Genomic DNA, 21,584 nt, shown 5'->3' with positions numbered 1-21,584 from the left:
GTATAACATAAACAGAATACATGTAAAATACTTCTGTTTGATTACTACTTCTTCTGTGTTTTAAAGAGTAATCGCTAAATTATTATTTGATGAGTGCTGTCAATATCCACCTTTAGTCGCGCTTTCATCTGTGTACTTGCTTCCATTTCCCTATTTCAGAAACAATAAACATATCAAATTTTGTAGTAATACGAAATAGATACATGGTATGTTCAGTTTGTCCTAATTGAGAAAATATAACCAAAAAATTGTCTCAAATAATTCGAGTTATTTTTTATTTTTTTTAATTAAACCGAGCACTTATAAAATTGACTCATAGAAAAAAAGCATTACCAAAAACATCCTAAAAGGAAGGTATTGATAATGCTTTAAATCAAGCTACACTCACCAGTAATTGCCATTTTCCATTTCAATCAAAGTATTATAAAAAATTGGTTCACATACTTCCTTATTAAATAATTTCACCATAAATGAAGTGTTTTAAATCATTAAGACAAACTTCTATATATAATAAACATAAGTACAAGACAATAGCCTATCCTATTTCACCGATCCCAACATACCAGCAACAAAGTATCTTTGTAATAAGAAGAATATTAGTGCTGTTGGTATGGTCGTAATTACAATAACTAACATAATTACCCCATAATCAGGTGTATAACTAGAGCCTAAATTCGAAATTAATAAAGGTACCGTCTGATTTTCTGGGGACTGTAAAACTACCAATGGCCACAAGTAATTATTCCAACTATTCATAAATGTTATAATTGCTGCTGCAGCATATGTTGTCTTCATCGATGGAAGATAAATCCGAAAGAAAAGTCCTAGTTCCGATAATCCATCCATCCTGCCTGCTTCTAAAAGCGCACGTGAGAACATCTTTGTATTTTGCCTAAAAAAGAAAATTAAAAACGCAGTGGTAATGGTCGGCAATGCCGCTGCAGCCAATGTATCAATACCTATTAGAGGTGCTACTTGTGAAATACCTCCAAAAAATCGAAATAACGGAATCATGATTGCTGCAAAAGGAATCATCATTGACAATAACAAAATGCTAAATACAATATCCTTCTTCTTACTACGGAAAATTTCAAAACCATACCCAGCCAACGATGCAATGAGAAGCGCAAAAACAGTAGTACCAATTGCAATAACCGCTGAATTCCACATAGCTTGACCGATGGCAACGGAATCCAACATGTTTTTAATATTCTCTATTAAATGTGCACCAGGAATTAAACTTCCCCTAGTCACATCAATGGATTCGTTTGTCGCACTAACAATCATATAGTAAAAAGGAAAGATCGATATGATCGAAACAACGGTTAAAAATGCATACATAAACCCTTGTTTGAACTTAGTCATTCTTATCACCTGCAATTCTGAACTGAATAATCGAGAAGAATACTACCATTGCAACAATCGTAAATGATACTGCAGCTGCATAGCCAAAATCAGGAGTATATTCAAATGATAAATTATAGATATATTGAGAAATGGTCGTCGTAGCATTACCTGGTCCACCCTCTGTTATATTCATAGGCTCATCAAATAACTGAAGCGTACCAATCGTGGAGACAATAGAAGTAAATAATATAATCGGTTTCAACATGGGAACGGTAATTCTAAAAAATTGTTGAAAGGCGGATGCACCATCTATTCTTGCCGCTTCATAAATAGAATCATCCACATTTTGAAGTGCGGACAGATAAAATATCATGTTGTAACCTACCCACCTCCACGTAATTGCCAAGATTATGACTACTTTTGCCCAAAAAGGATCTTGAAGCCATAAAATAGGTTCAGAAATAATCCCGAAATCCATCAACATGGTATTCACGGTACCATTATTACTAAATAAATATTTGAAGATAATCGAATAAGCAACGAGTGACGTTATTGCCGGCAAGAAAATAGCTGTTCGAAATAGTCCTTTAAACTTCAGATTTTTATTATTTAACATGACCGAAATAATCAAAGCGAAAATGATCATCAGAGGTACTTGAATGATAAAAAAGATAACCGTATTAAATAAAGCTGTAAGAAAATTTGGATCTGTAAATAACCGAATATAGTTATCAAAACCTACATACTCTAAATTCACCCCAGGACCTGATTGAAATGATAGAAGAAACGCGTGGATCATAGGATAAAAGTAAAAGAGACAAATCATAAATACTGCTAATAATATAAATAACCATCCGGTTTTTTTACGTGACTTTAGTGATAACTTCCATCTTTTTTTCTTTCTATTAAACTCTGTATCTGTATTCATTGACTCCATGAATTCCCACCCCTCTCTTCAAAAAACATACACTCTACCACATGACTACTATCTAAGCTGTCTTTCTGCTTGTTGTTGAGCTTCTTCCAATATTGCATCGAGGTCTCCCCCTCTAAGATACTGCTGCAGAGAAATAGCGAGCATATCCGAAATCGCATACGTATGCATACCATAATTTACACCTGGAATTTCTTCAGCCCAATCCGAAAAATCTTCATAAATCGTTTGACCCCCAAAGAACTCTACCTCTTCTCCATATATCCCTGCTTCGTTAGCTGGAATATAGGTCCCTATTGCACCTATCTCATTCACAAGTTCACTATATAGATCTATATTTGAACCAAATGTATGGATAAGAAAATCAGCAGCCTGTTCTTTACCGGGTATATTCAGTACGTAAAAAGATGAACCACCTGAATTGGTCGCATTCACAGATTCATCTATACCAGGGAGTCTTGGAAATGGAACCACTGCCCAATTACCTGAATGTGATTCTTCTGCAGTTATCGATGGCGTAAACCAATTCCCATTAGCTTGCGATATAACCAGGTCATTATTGACCGCTTCTAATAATTGACTCCACCCAGAATGAAGGTTTAGTAAACCCTCATCAACAAATGTCTTATATAACTCTAGTGATGTTTTTAACGATTCATTACCGGCAATATTCGGTGTAACTCCATCCTCTTCTGTCAACCATTCCCCTGAAGATTGAATCATCATACGAATAATACCGAGATCATTATGGTCGTTCGTTATTAGATTTTTACCGGTTGCTTCTTTTACATCTTTACCGATTTCAATGTACTCTTCCCAAGTGATATTCTGCAGGTCTTCAACAGTGTACCCAGCTTCTTCCAAGTAATCTCTTCGCACATATAATCCAGCCGACCCCGTATCAAATGGAATAGCATAATTTTTGCCATCTTTACTAGTAGCTTGAATCTTATAGGAAAGGAAATCATTCGCTTCAAACTTACCAGTCAAATCATAAAAAGCATCCGGGTACGCTTCAAGAAATGTCTGCGCGCGATAATCCTCTATTAAAACGATATTCGGAAGACCCTTTTGGGCCCCAGAACTTAAACTCGTATTTAACTTTTGAACAATATCTTCCTGCGCATTTTCAACGATATTTAGCTCAAAATCAGGAACCTTTTCTTTATGAATTTCTTCAGCTATTCCCAAAGCCTTCACGTTGTAATAAGGGTCCCAAGCCCAAACAGTAAACGCTTCTGGTGCTTTGGATTGAGCATCAGATTCATTACCTGAACATCCAGCTATAAAAATCACGGTGACAACTACAATGATCAATAGAATTTTTCTCATTTTCTCCCTCCTTCTAAACTTTTCATGAATACTACCAAAAATAATGCGCTTACAAAATAGTTTTTAGTAATGGATAATAGTATCTCCGTCACGAAATAACGAGACGGAGATGATTACTATCTAGAGAGATGAATACATTTATATAGATTTAATGGAGAAAATTCATTCTTGGAATAACCTTTCAAACTCAATGAAAAATAAAAATCATCGTGTTTCAGTTGATACTTTTCCAATACACCTGGACCGCAACTCGCTGAACCTAGTCCTTGTTGTTGATGGTCTAAATTTAATACAATAAAGTCCTCTTCGACTAAATCGGTCGTATGACGAGCTTCGTGAATATTTTCAGTTGTATAATAATGCGCGCTAAAATTAAAGGCATTCCCTGCAATAAATAAGCCGACTCCATTATTATCTGTTAACGAAGCCCATGTCACATCTGATCGATTTCCGTTTTCCTGTGGAACCACATAAGGCGTGTACATTTCCTCCACTGTTCTTGACCAAATCCCAAAACGATTCGCTAATTTACTATCAACATAAGATTCTCCAGGTCCACGACCATACCAATCGACATAGTTATATCGTTTATCCAGATTCAGTTGTAAACCAATACGTGGTAACGTCTCGGAAGCTTCCCCCACCTTTATTCCTGAGACATCCATATTCACCGTACCATCATTGAATACCTTGTACGTAATCGTCGTATCAAATCCCCAACTAAAATTTGGAGGAGAAACTTTGCTTTTGACAGTGATAGTAACAGAATCTTTTTCCTTTGATACTTCATAATCCATGGAATTCAGCCTTCGCTGCATCATATGGAGTCCATGATTTTTCCAATTTTGCTCTTCGACTGTCGATCCGAATTCATCCGAACCTAATTGATCATTATCTGTTGTTGCCCGCCAGAAATTTAACGCTGGGCCTTTTTCTACCATTTCATGACCAGCCACTTGCCAAGAATCTAAGATACCTGTACTTTTATTAAAAGTAATTTGAAAATGATCACCCTTCACGGTAATCGCATGACTTGACTCATCAGCTTTCACTTGCAATGCGCCATTACCTGTTAATCTACCTACTTGTTGCACGTTGTTTTCTTGCACCGGAAGTAATAATTGTTCCCAGGCAACCTCATGTCCAGCTGTTGCCCATTTCGTATCTTCTTTCTGATTGAACTGGATGTTCAACCAATAATCCGTTTTATCTTTTATAAAAGCAGGTAATGTATACGGAATCTCTACCTCTTTGGTATCTCCAGCTTCAATCACTGGAAGTTCAATTGACCCAGAATCAATAATCGTATTATCTGCCACCACTGACCATGAAGCCGACAAGTGGTTCAAATTACGGAAGTTATAGCGATTCGTAATTCGGACAATCCCCTTTTTCAGATTTACTGATTCTACTTGTACAGGTTCAATCACTTTCTTATACTCTATTAATGCAGGAGAAGGTGTCCGATCTGGCATCACCATTCCATCGATTACAAAATTAGAGTCATGCGGTATCTCACCAAAATCTCCACCATAAGCAAAATATTCTTCTCCATCCTCAGCTTGTTGACGAATTCCATGGTCTAACCATTCCCATACAAATCCGCCTTGCAAACGATCATATTTATAAAATAAATCGAAGTACTCTTTGAAACCTCCAGGACCATTTCCCATTGCATGCGCAAATTCACATAATATATGAGGCTGTTCTAAATCTCTCCGTTCACCTAACTGTTGCATGATTTTCACAGGAGTATACATCGTCGAAAACATATCTGCCGCTACATGTAATTCATCCGGTTTGTTATTTGTTTTATCCAATATGTGTCGTGACTCTCCCTCATAATGAACGAGTCTGGTCGGGTCTTTTTCCTTCGTCCATTTATACATCGCTTCTTGGTTACGCCCAAAACCAGATTCATTTCCTAAAGACCAAATAATAATAGAAGGATGATTCTTATCCCTCTCCACCATCCGCTTCATCCGATCGACATAGGCTTCTTGCCAAGTTGGATTGTCACTTATGGGATGGTCGTACCCCGCAAATCCAAAGCCATGACACTCGATATCTGTTTCATCAATCACATATAATCCATACTCATTACATAAATCATAGAACTTCGGATCATCTGGATAATGCGACGTTCGCACGGCGTTAATATTATTCTGCTTCATTAATTGAATGTCTTTTTCCATCCACTCTAATGGAACAGCTCTTCCTAAATCCGGATGATGTTCATGACGATTAACCCCTTTAAACAGTACCGGCTCGCCATTCACCTGAATCAGGCCATCTTTTAATTCCACTGATCTAAAACCGACTTTGGCAGGAATTACTTCTATTACATTGCCCTCGCCATCCTTTAATGTCATGAGCAAATGATAGAGATATGGCGTCTCTGCTGTCCACTTTTCAGGAGAAGTAACATGTAACTTGAGCGAAACTTTTCTTTCTTCCTCCTTATTCACATTTACATCGATAGCCGTTGTCTTTACGACTTGATACGCTTGATCTAACAGCTCTAATTCAACGTTATAAACACCTGTGTTCTTTGAAGTTGAATGAATAATCGCATCCACATCAAGTTCAGCGTCTTCGTAATTCTTATCTAGGATTGTCTTCACAAAAAAATCATGTACATGTACACTTGGTTTTGTGGTTAAATACACATCTCTGAAAATACCACTTAACCACCACATATCCTGATCTTCAATATAGCTTCCTACTGACCACTGATACACACGTACCGAAATTGTATTTTCACCTTCATGCACGTAGGTTGCTATATCAAATTCGGATGGCAATCTGCTTCCTGTGCTATAACCAACAAATTCTCCATTTATCCAGACATGAAAGGCACTATCTACTCCTTCAAAACGTAAAATTATCTGATCTTCTAACATCTTTTTTGAAATATGAAAGTCTCTTCGATAAGACCCGGTTGGATTTTCTGAAGGAATATGTGGCGGATCGACAGGAAAAGGATACTGCACGTTCGTATAGTGTGGCTTCCCATAACCATTCATTTGCCAATTGGAAGGAACGTTTAAATCATCCCAATCGTCATCGTTGTAATCATTTTTATAAAAATGTTGAGGAGCTAATTCTGGAGTTTCAGCATAATGAAATTTCCATTTTCCGTTTAATAGTAGAAAACCATTTGAAGTACCACGCTCATAACTTAGAGCATCTACCTTGTTACGATAAGACATAAAATGGGAACGTTCTTTAAGGCGACTTTTTTCTAATACTGATTGCGATTTGTAATCATTAAAAAGTGACATAATAACCTCCTGAGTTGAATAAATGTATAAAACCTTTTCAAACGCTTACAAAATAGCCTTTTCATACCCTCCTATGGTTAAGTTTAATTGTATTTTGGCGTAATCCTATATTACCTTAATGTATCGTTAATCTTTATTAATTAACTTAATTAAGATAACGTTATAGTTATCTTAACGAATATATAATCATTTATCAATACTAAATTTTTAGAATAGAATAATATTTATATCTGTTACATTCACCTATAACAATGAATGGGCATAAGTTATATAAAAGGAGACTTCCATCAGTAACGTAATACAGACGGTTGTTCTCTAGATAAAAACAACCAAGTACCTATAACTTATTAGAAAAAGGAAGTGTGTCGATGAAAAAGTATTACTATGTAACGGCAAACACAGCGAAGGGATTTTTAAACTTACTTCCCTCCAATATAAAGCGCCTCCATCGAGTCATTGGATTAAAACATCCTTCCCAAAAGATAAAATCAAAAATTCTAAAAAGCTTAATCTCAAAATATGAATCTACTAATGAAGTGGAAGTATTAAAAAGCCCATTAGGGGATAGTTACTTAGATGGTGTTATTATTCGTAAAAAAGGCATCGCTTTTATAAATGATTGCATTCTACCAGATAATAGAAATGAGATAATCGAACTTGATTTAAGTCCATTTACACAACACAATCCAGTAAAAAATAAAGAGCAAGTAGAAAAATTCAACCATCATAAAGAAAAAGCATATAAAAATCTAGAAACAGGCTTACGAGTTCATGATGATCTGGAAGAGATCTATATTAACGAAATGGATTTTGAACGAGCAGATGAAATAACCGAGAGATTTATTCAAGAAAGATTACAAGGGCAACTAAATAAAAATCGAAATGCACTTGAATATCATCGCCTTTTTGGTACCACCACTGTGGATGGTCCTGTCAATGTCATCCCCCATATTACGGAAAAACTTTCTCGCGTTTTTTATGTAAAAGGGCGAGCTGGAACAGGTAAGTCTACATTTATGAAAAAAGTAGCAAGCGCTTGTGTAGAATATGGTTATGATACGGAAATTTATCATTGTAGTTTCGATCCTAATAGTATTGATATGGTATTAGTTCCCGATTTACAATTTGGTGTCTTTGATAGCACGGACCCTCATGAATTTTTCCCAACCAGGGAAGGGGAGGAAATCATTGATTTATACGAAGAAGCAGTCACTCCTGGAACAGATGAAAAATATGCCGATGAAATTAATAAAGTAAATGACCACTACAAATCCTATATGAAAAAAGGTGTTGTGGAGCTGAGAAAGGCTGGAGAATACTTGGAAGAATTGGAACAACAGTATTCGTGCACTGAGAAAGAGCAAAAAGAAATACTCAAATTTATCGAACATCAGATAACAGTAATTTGAATTTAAAGATAGAAAATATTTTATTGAACATCAATGTTATCGCTACAACTGACTATTAAGATTATGATATTATGCTGTAAAAGGAACAGGGTGCGTATAAACATCCTGCTCCTTTATTTACATCTTATTAATATTAATAAGGTATTCATCTGATTGAAGTAAATAACACTTTCTCCGTCAACAACTGGACCAAAAGCCTCCCCTGCTCCTAAAGCATAATTTTCTAACATTTCACCTGTTTTTCCGTCTATAACCGTATAGGTGGTTTCATATCTTGGTGTTGTCCCCAGAGTATTGAAGCTTTATCTCATAAAATAAAAATTATAGCCAGGATATTACTAAACTACAATTAAAAAACTAAGAAGAAATTTACTTCTTAGTTTTTAACGAATTAATGCTGGTTTCTTACTGTCAAACTTCCATCCGGAAATCAGATATTGCATTGCTTTTGCGTCGTCTCTTACCCCTAAATTATTATTTACATATAACTGATGAGCTTTATCCACTTTCTCCATATCAAGTTCAATCCCTAATCCCGGTTTTATAGGAACTTTTACTTTTCCGTCCTTAATCTGTAATGGATTCTTGGTTAGACCTTGGCCATCTTGCCATATCCAATGTGTATCAATAGCTGTGATGTTACCTGGCGCTGCTGCTGCTACATGTGTAAACATGGCAAGCGAGATATCAAAATGATTATTCGAATGTGAACCCCAAGTTAATCCCCATTCATAGCATAATTGCGCAACACGAACGGATCCTTGCATCGTCCAGAAATGGGGATCAGCTAACGGAATATCTACAGCATGTAATTGAATTGCATGCCCCATTTGTTGCCAATCGGTTGCAATCATATTAGTTGCTGTCTTTAGTCCAGTTGCTTTACGAAATTCTGCCATTACCTCTCTTGCGGAAAAACTACCCTCTGCACCGCATGGATCCTCGGCGTATGCCAAAATATCATGCTTATCTTTACATAGGCGAATTGCATCTTTAAGCAACCAGCCTCCATTTGGATCAAGTGTAATTCTGGCATTAGGAAATCTTTCTTTTAATGCTATAATTGCTTCCATTTCTTCTTCACCACGCAGCACACCTCCTTTAAGTTTAAAATCCTTAAAACCATACCTTTCATGTGCAGCTTCTGCTAATCGGACTATCGCTTCTGGAGTCAATGCCGATTCATGACGTAATCGGAACCATCCATCTTGAGCATTTGCATCACTATCATATGGTAAATCTGTTTTATTACGGTCACCGACATAGAATAGATAACCTAACATTTCTACTTCATCTCGTTGTCTTCCTTCACCCAATAATGTAGCAACAGGAACTTCGAGAAACTGACCAACCAAATCAAGCAGTGCACTTTCCAATGCAGTAACAGCATGAATAGTCGTTCTTAAATCAAATGTTTGATTACCTCTTCCACCTTGATCTCGACTACCAAACTTTATTCTTATTTCATTTAATATGTCTTTATATTCTCCAATCTTCCTTTGTAGAATTAGACTTTTCGTGTCCTCAAGAGTTTGTCTTATCGGCTCTCCACCTGGCACCTCACCTACGCCAATATTTCCAGAACTATCTTTAAGAATCACGATATTTCTTGTAAAAAAAGCATTATGGGCACCACTTAAATTAAGGAGCATACTATCTTTTCCAGCAATAGGTATGACACTCACCTCTTGAATGATTGGGGTATGTACTCCAATTTTTGTATCTTCATTTGTCGTTTGCTGCCCCATCCTTCTATCTCCTCCATTTATATCGATTTTAATTTTACATATAATTTGTAAATACACATTCCAACTAGCTTAGGAAAAAGGAGGACTGCCATGCGAAGATGACAGTCCGCACTCTTTTTTATTCACTACTATTTTCATGTAAGATTTTATACTCTTCTGTTAATGTATCAAAATGGGTTTTTAAATCCTCCGGTGACATATAAGCTGGATTGATAAGGTGTGGATCTAATTCAGCTTTAAAATCGGGATTATTTGCGACATTTTCTAAAGCACTAGAAAAACTTTCTACAACCTCTTGAGGTGTATCTTTAGGAAATGCCCAAAAGAAAAATTTATCAAAAGAGACATCTACACCTTCTTCTTTAAAGGTAGGAACATCTGGTGCACCTTCTAATCTCTCTTCTGCCATAATACCCAAAGCTTTAAAATCACCAGATTTTATATATTCTTGTACTAATCCTAATTGTGTAGGAACTATATCAATTTGTTTACCAAGCAAAGCAGTTACTTTTTCAGCAGCTGCACCAACATCTACAATATTAAACTCTGTACCGGTAGCCTCTTGAAAAGCAAGTAATTGTAAGTGTGTAAAAGATCCCGTTTCTGTTGCAATAGAGATTTCACCTGGTTTTTCCTTAGCTGATTCGATGAGTGTATTTAGATCTGTATATTCTGATTCAGCATGAACAATAAATGCATTACCTAAGTCTTGAACATTAGCACCAGCTAATTCATAATCTTCGTAGTTGAAATCTGCTAATTCTAATAAACTATTTATTATCATAGAGTTATGAAAAGCTAAGACGGTATAGCCATCCGAATTTGCGTCCAGTACCTGTTTTGTTCCAACCGTGCCACCTGCTCCACCAACATTAGAAACAACGACATCTGTTCCAAGTTCTTCACTTAGAAACTCAGCAGTAATTCGTGCATTTCTATCTGTATCACCACCCGCTCCTGCTGGTACAACCACTTGTATTGGTTTATTGGGATAATCAGCAGAACTACTGTCCGCACCTGCTTCACCATTTCCATTACTTGAACTGCTACAAGCTGCCATCATCAAAACGACAATTAACAAAAATCCAATCATTAATAATATTCTGTTATTTTTACCCAAGATAAATCCTCCCTTTTATTCTTTTAAATTGTGTTCGCATCTTCATTCTTTTTTTTGTTCTTTAGTGTTTTATAAGCACCTAAGCCTACTGACAATACTGCAATGATCAAAAACGTTGCCGCTATAGGTGAAGTTAAGAAAGGTACAAAGTCACCTCCGGTTAATTGTAATCCTCTTCTAAGATTGACTTCTAAAATAGGTCCTAAGATGAAACCTAAAATAAGAGGAGTAAGTGGAAATTTTGCTTTTATCATAATGTAACCAATAATTCCGAAAAATAAGAGCGCATAAGCGTCAAATAAACGATTGTTTACACCAAAAGCTCCAACTACACAAAGTACAATGATTATAGGGTACAGATAATGTCTTGGTATACTTAACAAACGAACAAAACCTCTCATACCTGCATATAAGAAAAGCAGCATAAAAATGTTTGCTATAATCAATGCAGCAAATATTCCATAAACAACTGGACCATTTTGTTCAAATAATAGCGGCCCAGGTTGCAAACCATGTATTACAAGACCACCTAGTAACATAGCAGTAACTGTATCCCCAGGTATACCAAGTGAAATTAGTGGAACAAGCGCCCCGCCAACTGCAGCATTATTTGCAGTCTCTGAAGCTACAACACCGTCATCAATCCCTTTTCCGAACTTTTCAGGGTTCTTTGATTGTCTTTTTGCGGTAACATAAGCAATAATATTAGCAGTTCCTCCACCAATCCCCGGTAAAATACCGATTCCGATCCCAATAATTGCAGATCGTAGGAAATTCCAACCTTGTTTAATAAACGTAATTGGCGCAAATCCTAATCCTTTAATCTTGTAGTCTCGAATTTTATCTTGATTTATTTTATTTTTCTTACGTTCTTCAATTACTTTTAACATTTCTGAAATGGCGAAGAGGCCAATTAATACTGGAAGCAAATTAAATCCTGCATCTAAAGCATCTAATCCAAAAGTATACCTTGGAAATGAATCAATTGGGGCTGCTCCCACGAAAGCAAATGTAATTCCTAATAAAGCACTAATTAATCCTTTTATCATCGACCCTTCTGACAAACTTGAAATTAAGGTTAAAGCAAAAATCGTTATTGCAAAATATTCAAATGGTCCAAAGTTAAGTGCAAATTTTGCCAGTGGTGGAGATATTAAAATTAAAATAATAATACTTAATAAACCACCAAGAAATGAAGATATAATAGAGAGCCCAAACGCTCTACCAGCTAACCCTTTCTGCGCCATTGGATAACCATCAAATGTTGTTGAAATGGACGAAGGTGTTCCAGGAAGTTTTAGTAAAATAGCAGGTATCATTCCTCCAGAAACTCCCCCTATGTACAAGCCCATCAACAATGCCATACCATTACTTGGCCCCATTCCAAAAGAAATTGGTAAACAAATAGCAACTGCCATGGTAGCAGTCAATCCTGGAATAGAACCAAAGATAAGTCCTAGAATGACTCCACCTAAAATAATCAACATCGATTCAAACGTGAACATTAGCGAAAAACCTTCTACAATCGTTTCAAACATTTATAACACCTCCTATCCCAAAATTCCTGCTGGCAGCATAAGAAAGAATACATCTTTAAATACCCAATAAACGGATACAGATACGACAATCGATACAACAGCAAATTTTATGGGACTTCTCTTTTCTGGAGTTGATATTAAATAAATCTGAATAAATAAATAGACTATAGTCGAAAGGAGAAAGCCCAAAGTAGGAATAAGGAATAGATAAACAGCAATTAATCCAAGTGAAATGAGAACTAAAGTATAATCAAGCTTAACTTTCTGTTCACCTATCACCTCTGCTCTGTTCTTCCTTTCTTTGTTCCATTTGTTTAAAGCGCTTACAAACAAAATGCCACTAAGAACAAACAATGCAATAGCAACAACTTGAGGTAAGAAATCTGAACCGATCTTCGACGCTGATATTTGCTTGAATGAAAATGTAGAAGTATATAATACAACAGAAAGTACTATCAAGAACAAAGCAGAAAATAGGTCCACTAATTTATTTTCATGCAATTGTATCTCATCCCTTCATAATTTTTGTAATGTTAAGGGGGAGTCCCCTTAACATTACTTAATAAACACTGTCTTAATTGAGGTAAAGAATTCAATAGCTGCTTTACCTTGTTCTCTTGAATGAGAACTCGAACTTTTCATTCCGCCAAATGGTGCTTGCAATTCTACACCTGCAGTTTCTGCGTTCACCCTGACTAATCCTACCTCAATGTCATCAATGAAAGTTAACATCTTTCTAATATTTTCCGTGAAAACTGCAGCACTTAACCCGTATTCTGTATCATTTGCTAATGTCATAGCTTCTTCAAAAGTTTCTACTTTAATGAGAGCAAGCACTGGCCCAAAGATTTCTTCTTGTGCTATGGTCATATCACTGGTAACGTCTTCAAAAACGGTTGGCTCAACAAAGTTACCATTCTTATGCTCTTCGTCTGTTAGACGATTTCCTCCAGTTAACAAAGTCGCCCCTTCTTCTTTACCTTTTTTAACATAGTGGAGCACTGTTTCCATTTGTGATTCGCTTACACTTGGCCCCATCCAATTTCCGTCTTCTAACCCATTACCAACCGTTAGAGCTTGTATTTGCGTTAGTAATTTTTCTTTAAAGGCATCATATACCGAACTTTGAACGATTACACGACTTGTTGCTGTACACTTTTGACCGGTGGAGCTTAAACCACCACTTATCGTAGCCTGAACAGCTAAATCTAGATCTGCATCTTCAGCGACTATAACTGGGTTCTTTCCTCCCATTTCAAGTTGGTATTTTGCTCCTCTAGCTAGAGCAGTCTGTCCAATATGTTTTCCTGTTTGGTCTGATCCGGTAAAGGTAACTCCATTAACGTCAGGATGCTCTGCAATTCTATTTCCCACAATGGATCCTGAACCAGTTACCATATTGATAACTCCATTAGGCAATTCTGCTTCAGCAAAACATTCAATGACTTTAGCTGCAGTAGCTGCTGCTTCTGTTGCAGGTTTTATTACAACTGTATTTCCATATATCAAAGCCGGAGCTATTTTCCAAATTGGAATAGCTACCGGGAAGTTCCACGGAGTAATTACTCCTACTACGCCTAAAGGTGCACGGGTAGTATACATAATCCCCTTACTATCTGTAGAAGGAATGACATCTCCGACCTCTCTCAACCCTTCTCCAGCATAGTAACGCAGAATAGCTACACCTCTAGCCGTTTCACCCTTAGCTTCAGGTAAAGTTTTTCCCATCTCTCTTGTTAATGTCTCTGCTACGTCATCCAAACGGCTCTCTAGAATATTAGCAACCTTATAAAGATAGTTTCCTCTTTCGTTTCCAGATAATTTCCTCCAGCTTTCCTTTGCTGCTTTTGCCGATGCAATAGCTTCATTTACATCATCTATTGTCGACCGTTGAATGACTCCTACAACATCATTTCTATCAGCAGGATTAAGAACTTCCTTCGTTTCTCCACCCTCAGAAGATTTCCATCTGCCATTTATGAAATTTAAGTATGACTGTTCATCCGTTTTTAACATTTTCATCTTCCTTTCTATTGGATTCATTAAAGACTTTTCGTTAGATTAGATGGATATTTAATTAATGCTTTCTTCAGGATTTCCTCTAGTTGCTCATAGTGCTCATGCTTTACTGGTGTTACAGGTGGACGTACATTCTTACTGTTTATAGGTAAGCCAACTATTTCCATACCTGCCTTTATCAAAGAAATTGCATATCCTTTGCCTTGTCTCCGAATCCTATTAATCGGAAGAATGACATCTTGGTATATTTCATTTACAGTAGTCTGATCCCCTTCCAGTAATGCATCATAAAATTTCCTGGAAATATGAGGAATATAGTTAGAAATAGCGGATGAATAGGAATCAAATCCTAATGGAATATAAGCTGGCATTGTCACTTCTGCCATTGGCATTCCATTTAGCCATCCAATTTTGTTACCAATACTTTGCGTAAATTCTATTATATGTTCCATGCTTCCGTGTCCATCTTTAAAACCTACTATTTGTGGTATTTCTACTAATCTTTCAATGGTATCCAGAGTCATGACGACATTATCTCTTTGATAGACAATTGCATTTAAATTAGTAGATGTAGCAATGGAATGTACATACTGATAAATACCTTCTTGTTCCCCATTAATTAGGTAAGCTGGCATAATTAAATACCCATCCACACCATGTTTTTCGGAGATTTTAGCTTTGTATATTGCATCACTAAGATTGCCACCGACACCTGTGTATACAGGTACTTTTCCTTTTACAGTCGCTGTAGCCACTTCGATAATAGACTCATATTCCCTGTTTTCAAGTGAATGAAATTCACCAGCCCCACATGCTACAAAAATTGCCTCTAATCCTGAATCTAACAAATACTGTATATTCTGAGATAATGCTAGTTCGTCTATATTCCCCTGGCTATCGAACGGCGTCACAGGAAATCCTAAAATTCCAGTTGGCGCATTTCTCTTCATAAAAATCCTCCTCTAGTTTTCATCACTATTTGTTTTTCCTAATTTCACACGTTTTCTTACATGATCTAGATGGATATACATAGCACGGTGGGCTTCAATTGGATCTCTGTTTTTGAGAGCTTCATAAATTGCTTGGTGTTGTTGAATGGTGATATCTATGTTTCGATGTTCCTTCGAAATGGTGTAATACATTTTGTAGAAAAAATCCATTAACGGTTCAATAATTCCAGAAGTTACATTATTCATCACAGAGGAAGTAATAATAGTGTGAAATTCTTTATCCATCTCATCATAGTTCCCAATATCATTCCTCATATTATAGATGGTTGTCTCGAGTTGTTGTAATTCATCCTCTGTTATTTTTTCCGCTGCAAGTGTTACAAACCCAAGTTCCTGCGTCATTCTTGTCTCAATAATCGTTTCAATATCATCGGATGATAACGCTAACATAAGACGGAAAGGTCTACTTCCGATTTTATCTGAAATGTATGTGCCATCTCTCGACTTTCTTTTGAGTATCCCTAATGTCTCAAGGGCACTTAATGCCTCTCTCAGAACCGCTCTACTCACATAAAGCATATCCATCAATTCATATTCCGAGGGTAACTTATCACCTGGCTTAATTTTCCCATCAATTAGAAGTTTGATAATTTCGTCCATCACTAAACTTGAAAGCGTATTCTTTTTAATTGACTTTAATTTAATATCTCTACTCACTAATCCTTCTCCTATCCTAATTTCTTATGGATAGTATATAATATTGTTTATTTTCAGTCAAATAAACTTTTTATTTGTCAGACAAATAAAATATAAAATTTCCTAAGTGGAATGAATACCACTAATCTACTCCGTAGTGATTCAGTCCATTAACTTCGTTTCTATACCGTTTCAAGATTTTGTATCAGCTGTACGGTCTTGAAGTTGATGCACTGTCACATTATCCCAACTTAAATCCGGCACTTGATATTTTGCTAACAATGATTCATCCAGTTCAATACCCAGTCCTTTCACACTTCGATCTGGAGCATAAAGATATCCATCTTTATACGTAACTCTATTTTGAACCACATCTCCAACATAAAGCTCTGGACCAGTAGGATCAGACGTATGGTTTATATTTGTTAAAGAGCATCCTAAATGAGCCATGGCTGCCGTCCCAACAGATAATTCCTGGGTGGTTCCTAAAACTACATCTTTGCTTACCACTTCTGCTGCAAAAGCTGCTTTTTTCGCTGATGTGAGTCCCCCAATAAATACAGGAGAAATATTAAAAATATCGATCGCATCTTTTTTTATCATTTCTTGTTGCTGTTTAAAACTCCAGACATGTTCACTGATCGGATAGTCTGTTTTTAATCGTAGTTGATACAAACCATCAAAGTCATTCCTCGGTGCCGGGCTCTCTATCATTTCTAATCCCAAATCATATCTAGTTAGACGTTTGATTGCGCGATAAGCATCTTTCCAGTTTAGTAGATGACTAAAATCATAGGATTTGATACGTACCCTAGAACCAAATTCTTCCTTCACCCTAGATAAAAATTCCTCATCAGCATCAAGGTTTTTCCCTACATATAGCCGAAAAACATCAAAACCTTGTTCCAACTTTTTACGAACCACATCAAGATTACTCTCCACTTCCTCCATAAATCGATGTCTAAAAATCGGATAGCAGACTTTTATTTTCTCTTTCACTCTCCCTCCAAGAAAATCTGATACAGAAATATCCAGATATTTAGCACATAAATCATGTAATGCATTATCTATCCCGTTTCTTATAAAACTTCCTTTTTCGTAATAGTACATCGTTTCAGGAAAGTTATCGGTTAATTCTTTATTAATTTTCATTAGATCAAATGGATTCTTACCTAGAAGGATAGACATGAGTCCCCGCTTTAAATCATGAAGATCCACAGAATAAAGTGGTAAATGGGAGAAATCCGACATTTCACCAATCCCTGTTAAGCCTTCGTCCGTATGAATTTTAACAATAACGTGTTTATTCACAAATCCTGTATGACGTGGTATTCCAACTGCATGTAATTCCAAATCCGTAATATTCATCATTTGTCATCCTTTCCTTTCAAAATTATGTTGTCACTGGATGAATTAGGTTTTCTGGGCATTTCCCATTTTTCACTGAAATGATTTCATTTGCCGCATCTATTGCCATTTGTTTAAATGCTTCATGAGTCTGAGCTCCTAAGTGCGGTGTAACAATCACATTCTCTAATTTGAATAAAGGATTCTCTTCTCTTGGTGGCTCCTCCTCAAAAACATCCACGCAAGCCCCTCTAATTTCTTCGCTCATCAAAGCCTCTACTAGTGCTTCCTCATCTACAACTCCACCACGTGCTGCATTGATTAAAATAGCATCTTTTTTCATTATATGAAATGAGTTTTTATTGATAAGATGATGGGTAGCATCTATATAAGGCACATGTAAAGTAATTACATTAGATACTCGTAATAAATCTTCCAACGATTCTGTTAATTCTACATATGACTCTACACTTTCTGCGTTCACATAAGGATCAAAAACTACAATATTCATTCCTAACCCGAACTTACATTTTTCAGCAATTAACCGCCCGATATTTCCGAAACCAATAATCCCGAGCGTTTTATCTTTTAACTCATAACCAAATAGCCGATTACGAATATCAAAGTTCCCATCACGAACAGCATGGTCAATTGACAGTAAATGTCGCGTACTTGCTAGCATAAACGTTAACACTAGTTCTGCCACTGCATTTATATTTGCTGAAGGAGTATTAGTAACTTTTATACGGTGTTTTGTAGCAGCATTTACATCAATATTATCCACACCAATCCCGTGCCTTGCAATAATTTTTAAACGGTTGGCATTTTGTAATATCTTTTGGGAATATATTTCCGTTCTAGCAATAATAGCATCAACATCTCTTACATATTTCACAAGTGTATCTTCATCGTAGCTAGGTGGAACAACAATACTTGCACCGTTTTCCTCTAGTAATCTAATCCCTTCTTGTGCAATCTTTTGCGGGACTAATACTCGAAATTTCATTCGCTGTCACCTCACCTCTTGCATGTTTCGCCAGCTTTTTAATAACTCCTCCAGCTCTAGTCTATCATTCTTCGATAAAGGATTTACCGGTTCCCTTGTTACGCCTGCTCTTAGGCCTAATTGTTCCATTGCCTCTTTAATTACTACAACGTTATTGCCATTGTTATGTTTCGCTCTTAAGTCTTCAAACGGCACAACTTCTTCCCATATGTCCCATACCTTTTCTTGATCACCCTCTTGTAATGCATGCAGTAGAGCAAATGACTTCTGTGGAAAAACATTGACCAAGCCAGAAGTAAAGCCGACTGCCCCAGAGTGATAGAAAAACGGTGCCCATTTCTCCGCCGTCCCACAAATGAATGCAATATTATAAGATTTCGGTATAGAACGAATCACCTGAGTAACACGTTGAATATCGTTAATTGCATATTTGATTCCTACCAATTTCTCTAATGGAGCTAACTGTTTAATCACATTATCACTTAGATAAGCATCTTTAAAATAAATGATGGAGGGAGCATCTAATCCTTCTATGATGTTCCGATAATATTCTATCGCTCCAGCTTCTGTAATATATGGATGAATTGGTTGATGAATCATCACACAATCTGCTCCTAACCTGAGTGCTGATTTACCCATTTCAATGGCTGTATCAACTGAATAACCAATGCCAGCTACAACTGTTGCCCGACCATTCACTACCTCAGTTACTCTATTCACGACCTGATTTGCTTCCTCCATGGTCAATGCATAAAATTCACCAGTGTTTCCATTTGGAACAATGACTTTTATTCCATTTTGAAGGAGAAAGTTGACATTGTCATCCAGCCCTTTCCAGTCAATTTCTTTCGTACCTTCTACAAAAGGAACAATATTAATCCCCGAAATTGTTGAAAATCGATTGCTAAATTCACGATAATCCATATTTGCTTCTCTCCCTTACCTTTTAAATAATTTCCCAAGAAACTAGCCAATAAATTCTTTATTTAATTACGCTGCTTGTTTTGAGATAAATAGTGTTCTAGATCAATTCCATATTTTTCTCCAGTTTTTCTTAATTCATTTATAATTTCTTGACTTATTGGAATACCGTTTTCTTTATATGCTTTCTTACGCTGTAATTCCATATCCCCGGGCATATACACTTGATCAAACCCTTCACTTGGTTCACTTGAAATAGTCTCTTCAATCTTCTCTAGAACATTTTGATAAAAAAGTTCCGGATCTCCGAAGTTTTCAATGTTAATCGCACCGAATAAATGTCCCAATCGTTGTGGGTAAGGATCGTCATATTGTCTTGGAATGCTTTTTCCAAATAGTGAACCAGTTAGAACACCACTTAGAATGTCAATAATAATTGCTAACCCAGATCCTTTAGGACCCATTGGAAGTACAAATCCTTCCCAAGCTTCATCTGCATCCGTTGTTTGTTTCCCATCCTTCGTGATCGCCCAACCTTGTGGAATAGATTCTTTATTTTTCTTGGCAACCATAATTTTCCCTCTGGCAACATTACTTGTTGACATGTCTAAAATGATAGGACTTTTTCCTTTACCAGCTGGGATCGAAATCGAAATTGGGTTTGGACCTAATGAAGGCTCCTTTGCTCCAAATGGAACCATAATCGGAGATGCATTCGTCATAGAAATCCCTATAAATCCTTTTTCCGCAGCTACTCTTGTATAAAAGGAAGCGGTTCCAAAATGATTCGAATTCGACACACCTACGAACGAAGTACCATATTGTTCTGCTTTCTCAATGGCCATGTCCATGGCTTTAACCCCAACAACCTGCCCCCAACCATTATTTGCGTCAAGTAAAGCGGTCGCAAAAGAATCCTGTACTACACGAATACTTGTCTTCCTCTCGATGATTCCTTCTTCCATTCTTTGTAAATACCCGGATATACGTTGTACACCATGTGAGGTTATCCCGCGCAAATCTGCATCGACTAACGTTTCTGCAATTATTTCGGCTTCTTCAGCTGGCAAGCTTTGCTTAAAAAGATCCTGACAAAAACTTCGCAAGTCCTTTTCTGATATGGTTATTTTGCTCATTTATTTCCTCCTAACCTCATAGTGATATCTGATATATCAAATATTAGATAAAAAAGTATTTATTGTCAAGTCTATTCTGAATATTTAACAAAAATATTATTTCCTTTCTTACTCGATAATAATTAATATAGCGCTACTTTGGCTGAGCGAATAATATGATCTCGCATGACCCTTTCTGCTCCATCTGCATCTTGATCAACAATCATTTTATAAATAAGAAAATGCTCCTTAAATGCCTTTTCATGCTCTTCAATATTGGATAATGCCTTTTTACGAATAAATTGGTCATATGAATGAATAGACTCAACTTGCTTAAATATAAAACCATTTCTCGCACATTTACGAATAAACTGATGAAACTCACTATTGAATTCGTTTAATTTTTCTCGATTATTCTCACTCGTATATTTTTCCATTTGTTTAATTACAGTTTCCAGTTGGACCAATTCTTCATTTGATCGCTTTAAAGCAGCGAACCTTGCTGCAACACCTTCCAATGCAGCTCTTACACGTGCTATTTCTTCGACTGAACTCATTATATCAGCCGAAACAAAGGTTCCTTTTCTTGACTGTGTACTGACCAACCCCTCATTGCTAAGCAATCGAAATGCTTCTTTAATTGGTGTTGTGCTCACTTCAAAAGTCTTGGCCAATTCTCTTTCTCTTAAATGAAAACCAGGCTCATACTCCCCATTAATAATTGCCTCTTTTAAATAATCATAAATAAGATCACGCACAGAGCGCGATTGCATACTAATTTTTTTTGAGATTTCTTTATCCATAATTCTTTTTCTCCT

The 21,584-nt window shown here is 36.4% G+C and carries 17 protein-coding genes; 1 reads left to right on the top strand and 16 read right to left on the bottom strand.

Features of this window, described 5'->3' with window-relative positions; genetic code table 11:
* Positions 1 to 540: 540 nt before the first annotated feature.
* From ABC346_RS07615 to ebgA, 4 genes are all read right to left on the bottom strand, one after another.
* On the bottom strand, positions 541 to 1,365 hold the full coding sequence (locus tag ABC346_RS07615; protein WP_413234283.1) for a carbohydrate ABC transporter permease: 825 nt from the start codon (positions 1,363 to 1,365) through the stop codon (positions 541 to 543).
* Entirely contained in the window at positions 1,358 to 2,284 is a 927-nt protein-coding gene (locus ABC346_RS07610; protein ID WP_413234282.1) for a carbohydrate ABC transporter permease, read from the bottom strand. The genes ABC346_RS07615 and ABC346_RS07610 overlap by 8 nt, the downstream gene beginning before the upstream one ends.
* 48 nt (positions 2,285 to 2,332) lie before the next feature.
* The gene (locus ABC346_RS07605) at positions 2,333 to 3,613 is read right to left on the bottom strand and encodes an ABC transporter substrate-binding protein (protein ID WP_413234281.1); all 1,281 of its coding nucleotides are present in this window, start codon (positions 3,611 to 3,613) and stop codon (positions 2,333 to 2,335) included.
* Positions 3,614 to 3,729: 116 nt separating this feature from the next.
* The gene (gene ebgA, locus ABC346_RS07600; RefSeq protein WP_413234280.1) at positions 3,730 to 6,897 is read right to left on the bottom strand and encodes a beta-galactosidase subunit alpha; all 3,168 of its coding nucleotides are present in this window, start codon (positions 6,895 to 6,897) and stop codon (positions 3,730 to 3,732) included.
* Positions 6,898 to 7,265: 368 nt separating this feature from the next.
* Between ebgA and ABC346_RS07595 the strand changes: the two genes are divergently transcribed.
* On the top strand, positions 7,266 to 8,306 hold the full coding sequence (locus ABC346_RS07595) for a hypothetical protein (protein WP_413234279.1): 1,041 nt from the start codon (positions 7,266 to 7,268) through the stop codon (positions 8,304 to 8,306).
* A gap of 383 nt (positions 8,307 to 8,689) precedes the next feature.
* Here ABC346_RS07595 and gudD read toward each other — a convergent pair whose 3' ends face one another.
* From gudD to ABC346_RS07535, 12 genes are all read right to left on the bottom strand, one after another.
* A complete protein-coding gene (gene gudD, locus ABC346_RS07590) occupies positions 8,690 to 10,054 on the bottom strand; it encodes a glucarate dehydratase (RefSeq protein WP_413234278.1) in 1,365 nt (454 codons plus the stop codon).
* A gap of 118 nt (positions 10,055 to 10,172) precedes the next feature.
* A complete protein-coding gene (locus ABC346_RS07585; RefSeq protein WP_413234277.1) occupies positions 10,173 to 11,174 on the bottom strand; it encodes a tripartite tricarboxylate transporter substrate binding protein in 1,002 nt (333 codons plus the stop codon).
* 23 nt (positions 11,175 to 11,197) lie between these two features.
* A complete protein-coding gene (locus ABC346_RS07580; RefSeq protein WP_413234276.1) occupies positions 11,198 to 12,712 on the bottom strand; it encodes a tripartite tricarboxylate transporter permease in 1,515 nt (504 codons plus the stop codon).
* A gap of 12 nt (positions 12,713 to 12,724) precedes the next feature.
* A complete protein-coding gene (locus ABC346_RS07575) occupies positions 12,725 to 13,213 on the bottom strand; it encodes a tripartite tricarboxylate transporter TctB family protein (protein WP_413234275.1) in 489 nt (162 codons plus the stop codon).
* Positions 13,214 to 13,267: 54 nt separating this feature from the next.
* Positions 13,268 to 14,728 (bottom strand): alpha-ketoglutaric semialdehyde dehydrogenase GucD, encoded by a 1,461-nt coding sequence (gucD, locus tag ABC346_RS07570; protein WP_413234274.1) that lies wholly within the window; start codon positions 14,726 to 14,728, stop codon positions 13,268 to 13,270.
* Between the two features lie 26 nt (positions 14,729 to 14,754).
* Positions 14,755 to 15,681 carry a 5-dehydro-4-deoxyglucarate dehydratase gene (gene kdgD / locus ABC346_RS07565; RefSeq protein WP_413234273.1) on the bottom strand — a complete coding sequence of 309 codons (927 nt, stop codon included), beginning with the start codon at positions 15,679 to 15,681 and terminating at the stop codon, positions 14,755 to 14,757.
* A 12-nt stretch (positions 15,682 to 15,693) separates the two neighbouring features.
* The gene (locus ABC346_RS07560) at positions 15,694 to 16,398 is read right to left on the bottom strand and encodes a FadR/GntR family transcriptional regulator (protein ID WP_413234272.1); all 705 of its coding nucleotides are present in this window, start codon (positions 16,396 to 16,398) and stop codon (positions 15,694 to 15,696) included.
* 171 nt (positions 16,399 to 16,569) lie between these two features.
* Complete coding sequence (locus ABC346_RS07555; protein WP_413234271.1) at positions 16,570 to 17,745, bottom strand: mandelate racemase/muconate lactonizing enzyme family protein; 1,176 nt, start codon at positions 17,743 to 17,745, stop codon at positions 16,570 to 16,572.
* Between the two features lie 25 nt (positions 17,746 to 17,770).
* Positions 17,771 to 18,730, bottom strand: coding sequence for a hydroxyacid dehydrogenase (locus tag ABC346_RS07550; protein ID WP_413234270.1), 960 nt, complete (start codon positions 18,728 to 18,730; stop codon positions 17,771 to 17,773).
* Between the two features lie 6 nt (positions 18,731 to 18,736).
* The gene (locus ABC346_RS07545) at positions 18,737 to 19,654 is read right to left on the bottom strand and encodes a dihydrodipicolinate synthase family protein (RefSeq protein WP_413234269.1); all 918 of its coding nucleotides are present in this window, start codon (positions 19,652 to 19,654) and stop codon (positions 18,737 to 18,739) included.
* Between the two features lie 62 nt (positions 19,655 to 19,716).
* Positions 19,717 to 20,787 (bottom strand): Ldh family oxidoreductase, encoded by a 1,071-nt coding sequence (locus ABC346_RS07540; RefSeq protein WP_413234268.1) that lies wholly within the window; start codon positions 20,785 to 20,787, stop codon positions 19,717 to 19,719.
* Between the two features lie 122 nt (positions 20,788 to 20,909).
* The gene (locus ABC346_RS07535; protein WP_413234267.1) at positions 20,910 to 21,569 is read right to left on the bottom strand and encodes a GntR family transcriptional regulator; all 660 of its coding nucleotides are present in this window, start codon (positions 21,567 to 21,569) and stop codon (positions 20,910 to 20,912) included.
* Positions 21,570 to 21,584: the final 15 nt, after the last annotated feature.

Source organism: Oceanobacillus phoenicis, from assembly GCF_047238145.1.
Classification (GTDB): domain Bacteria; phylum Bacillota; class Bacilli; order Bacillales; family Amphibacillaceae; genus Oceanobacillus.
This window is presented reverse-complemented; position numbering and strand designations above follow the sequence as displayed.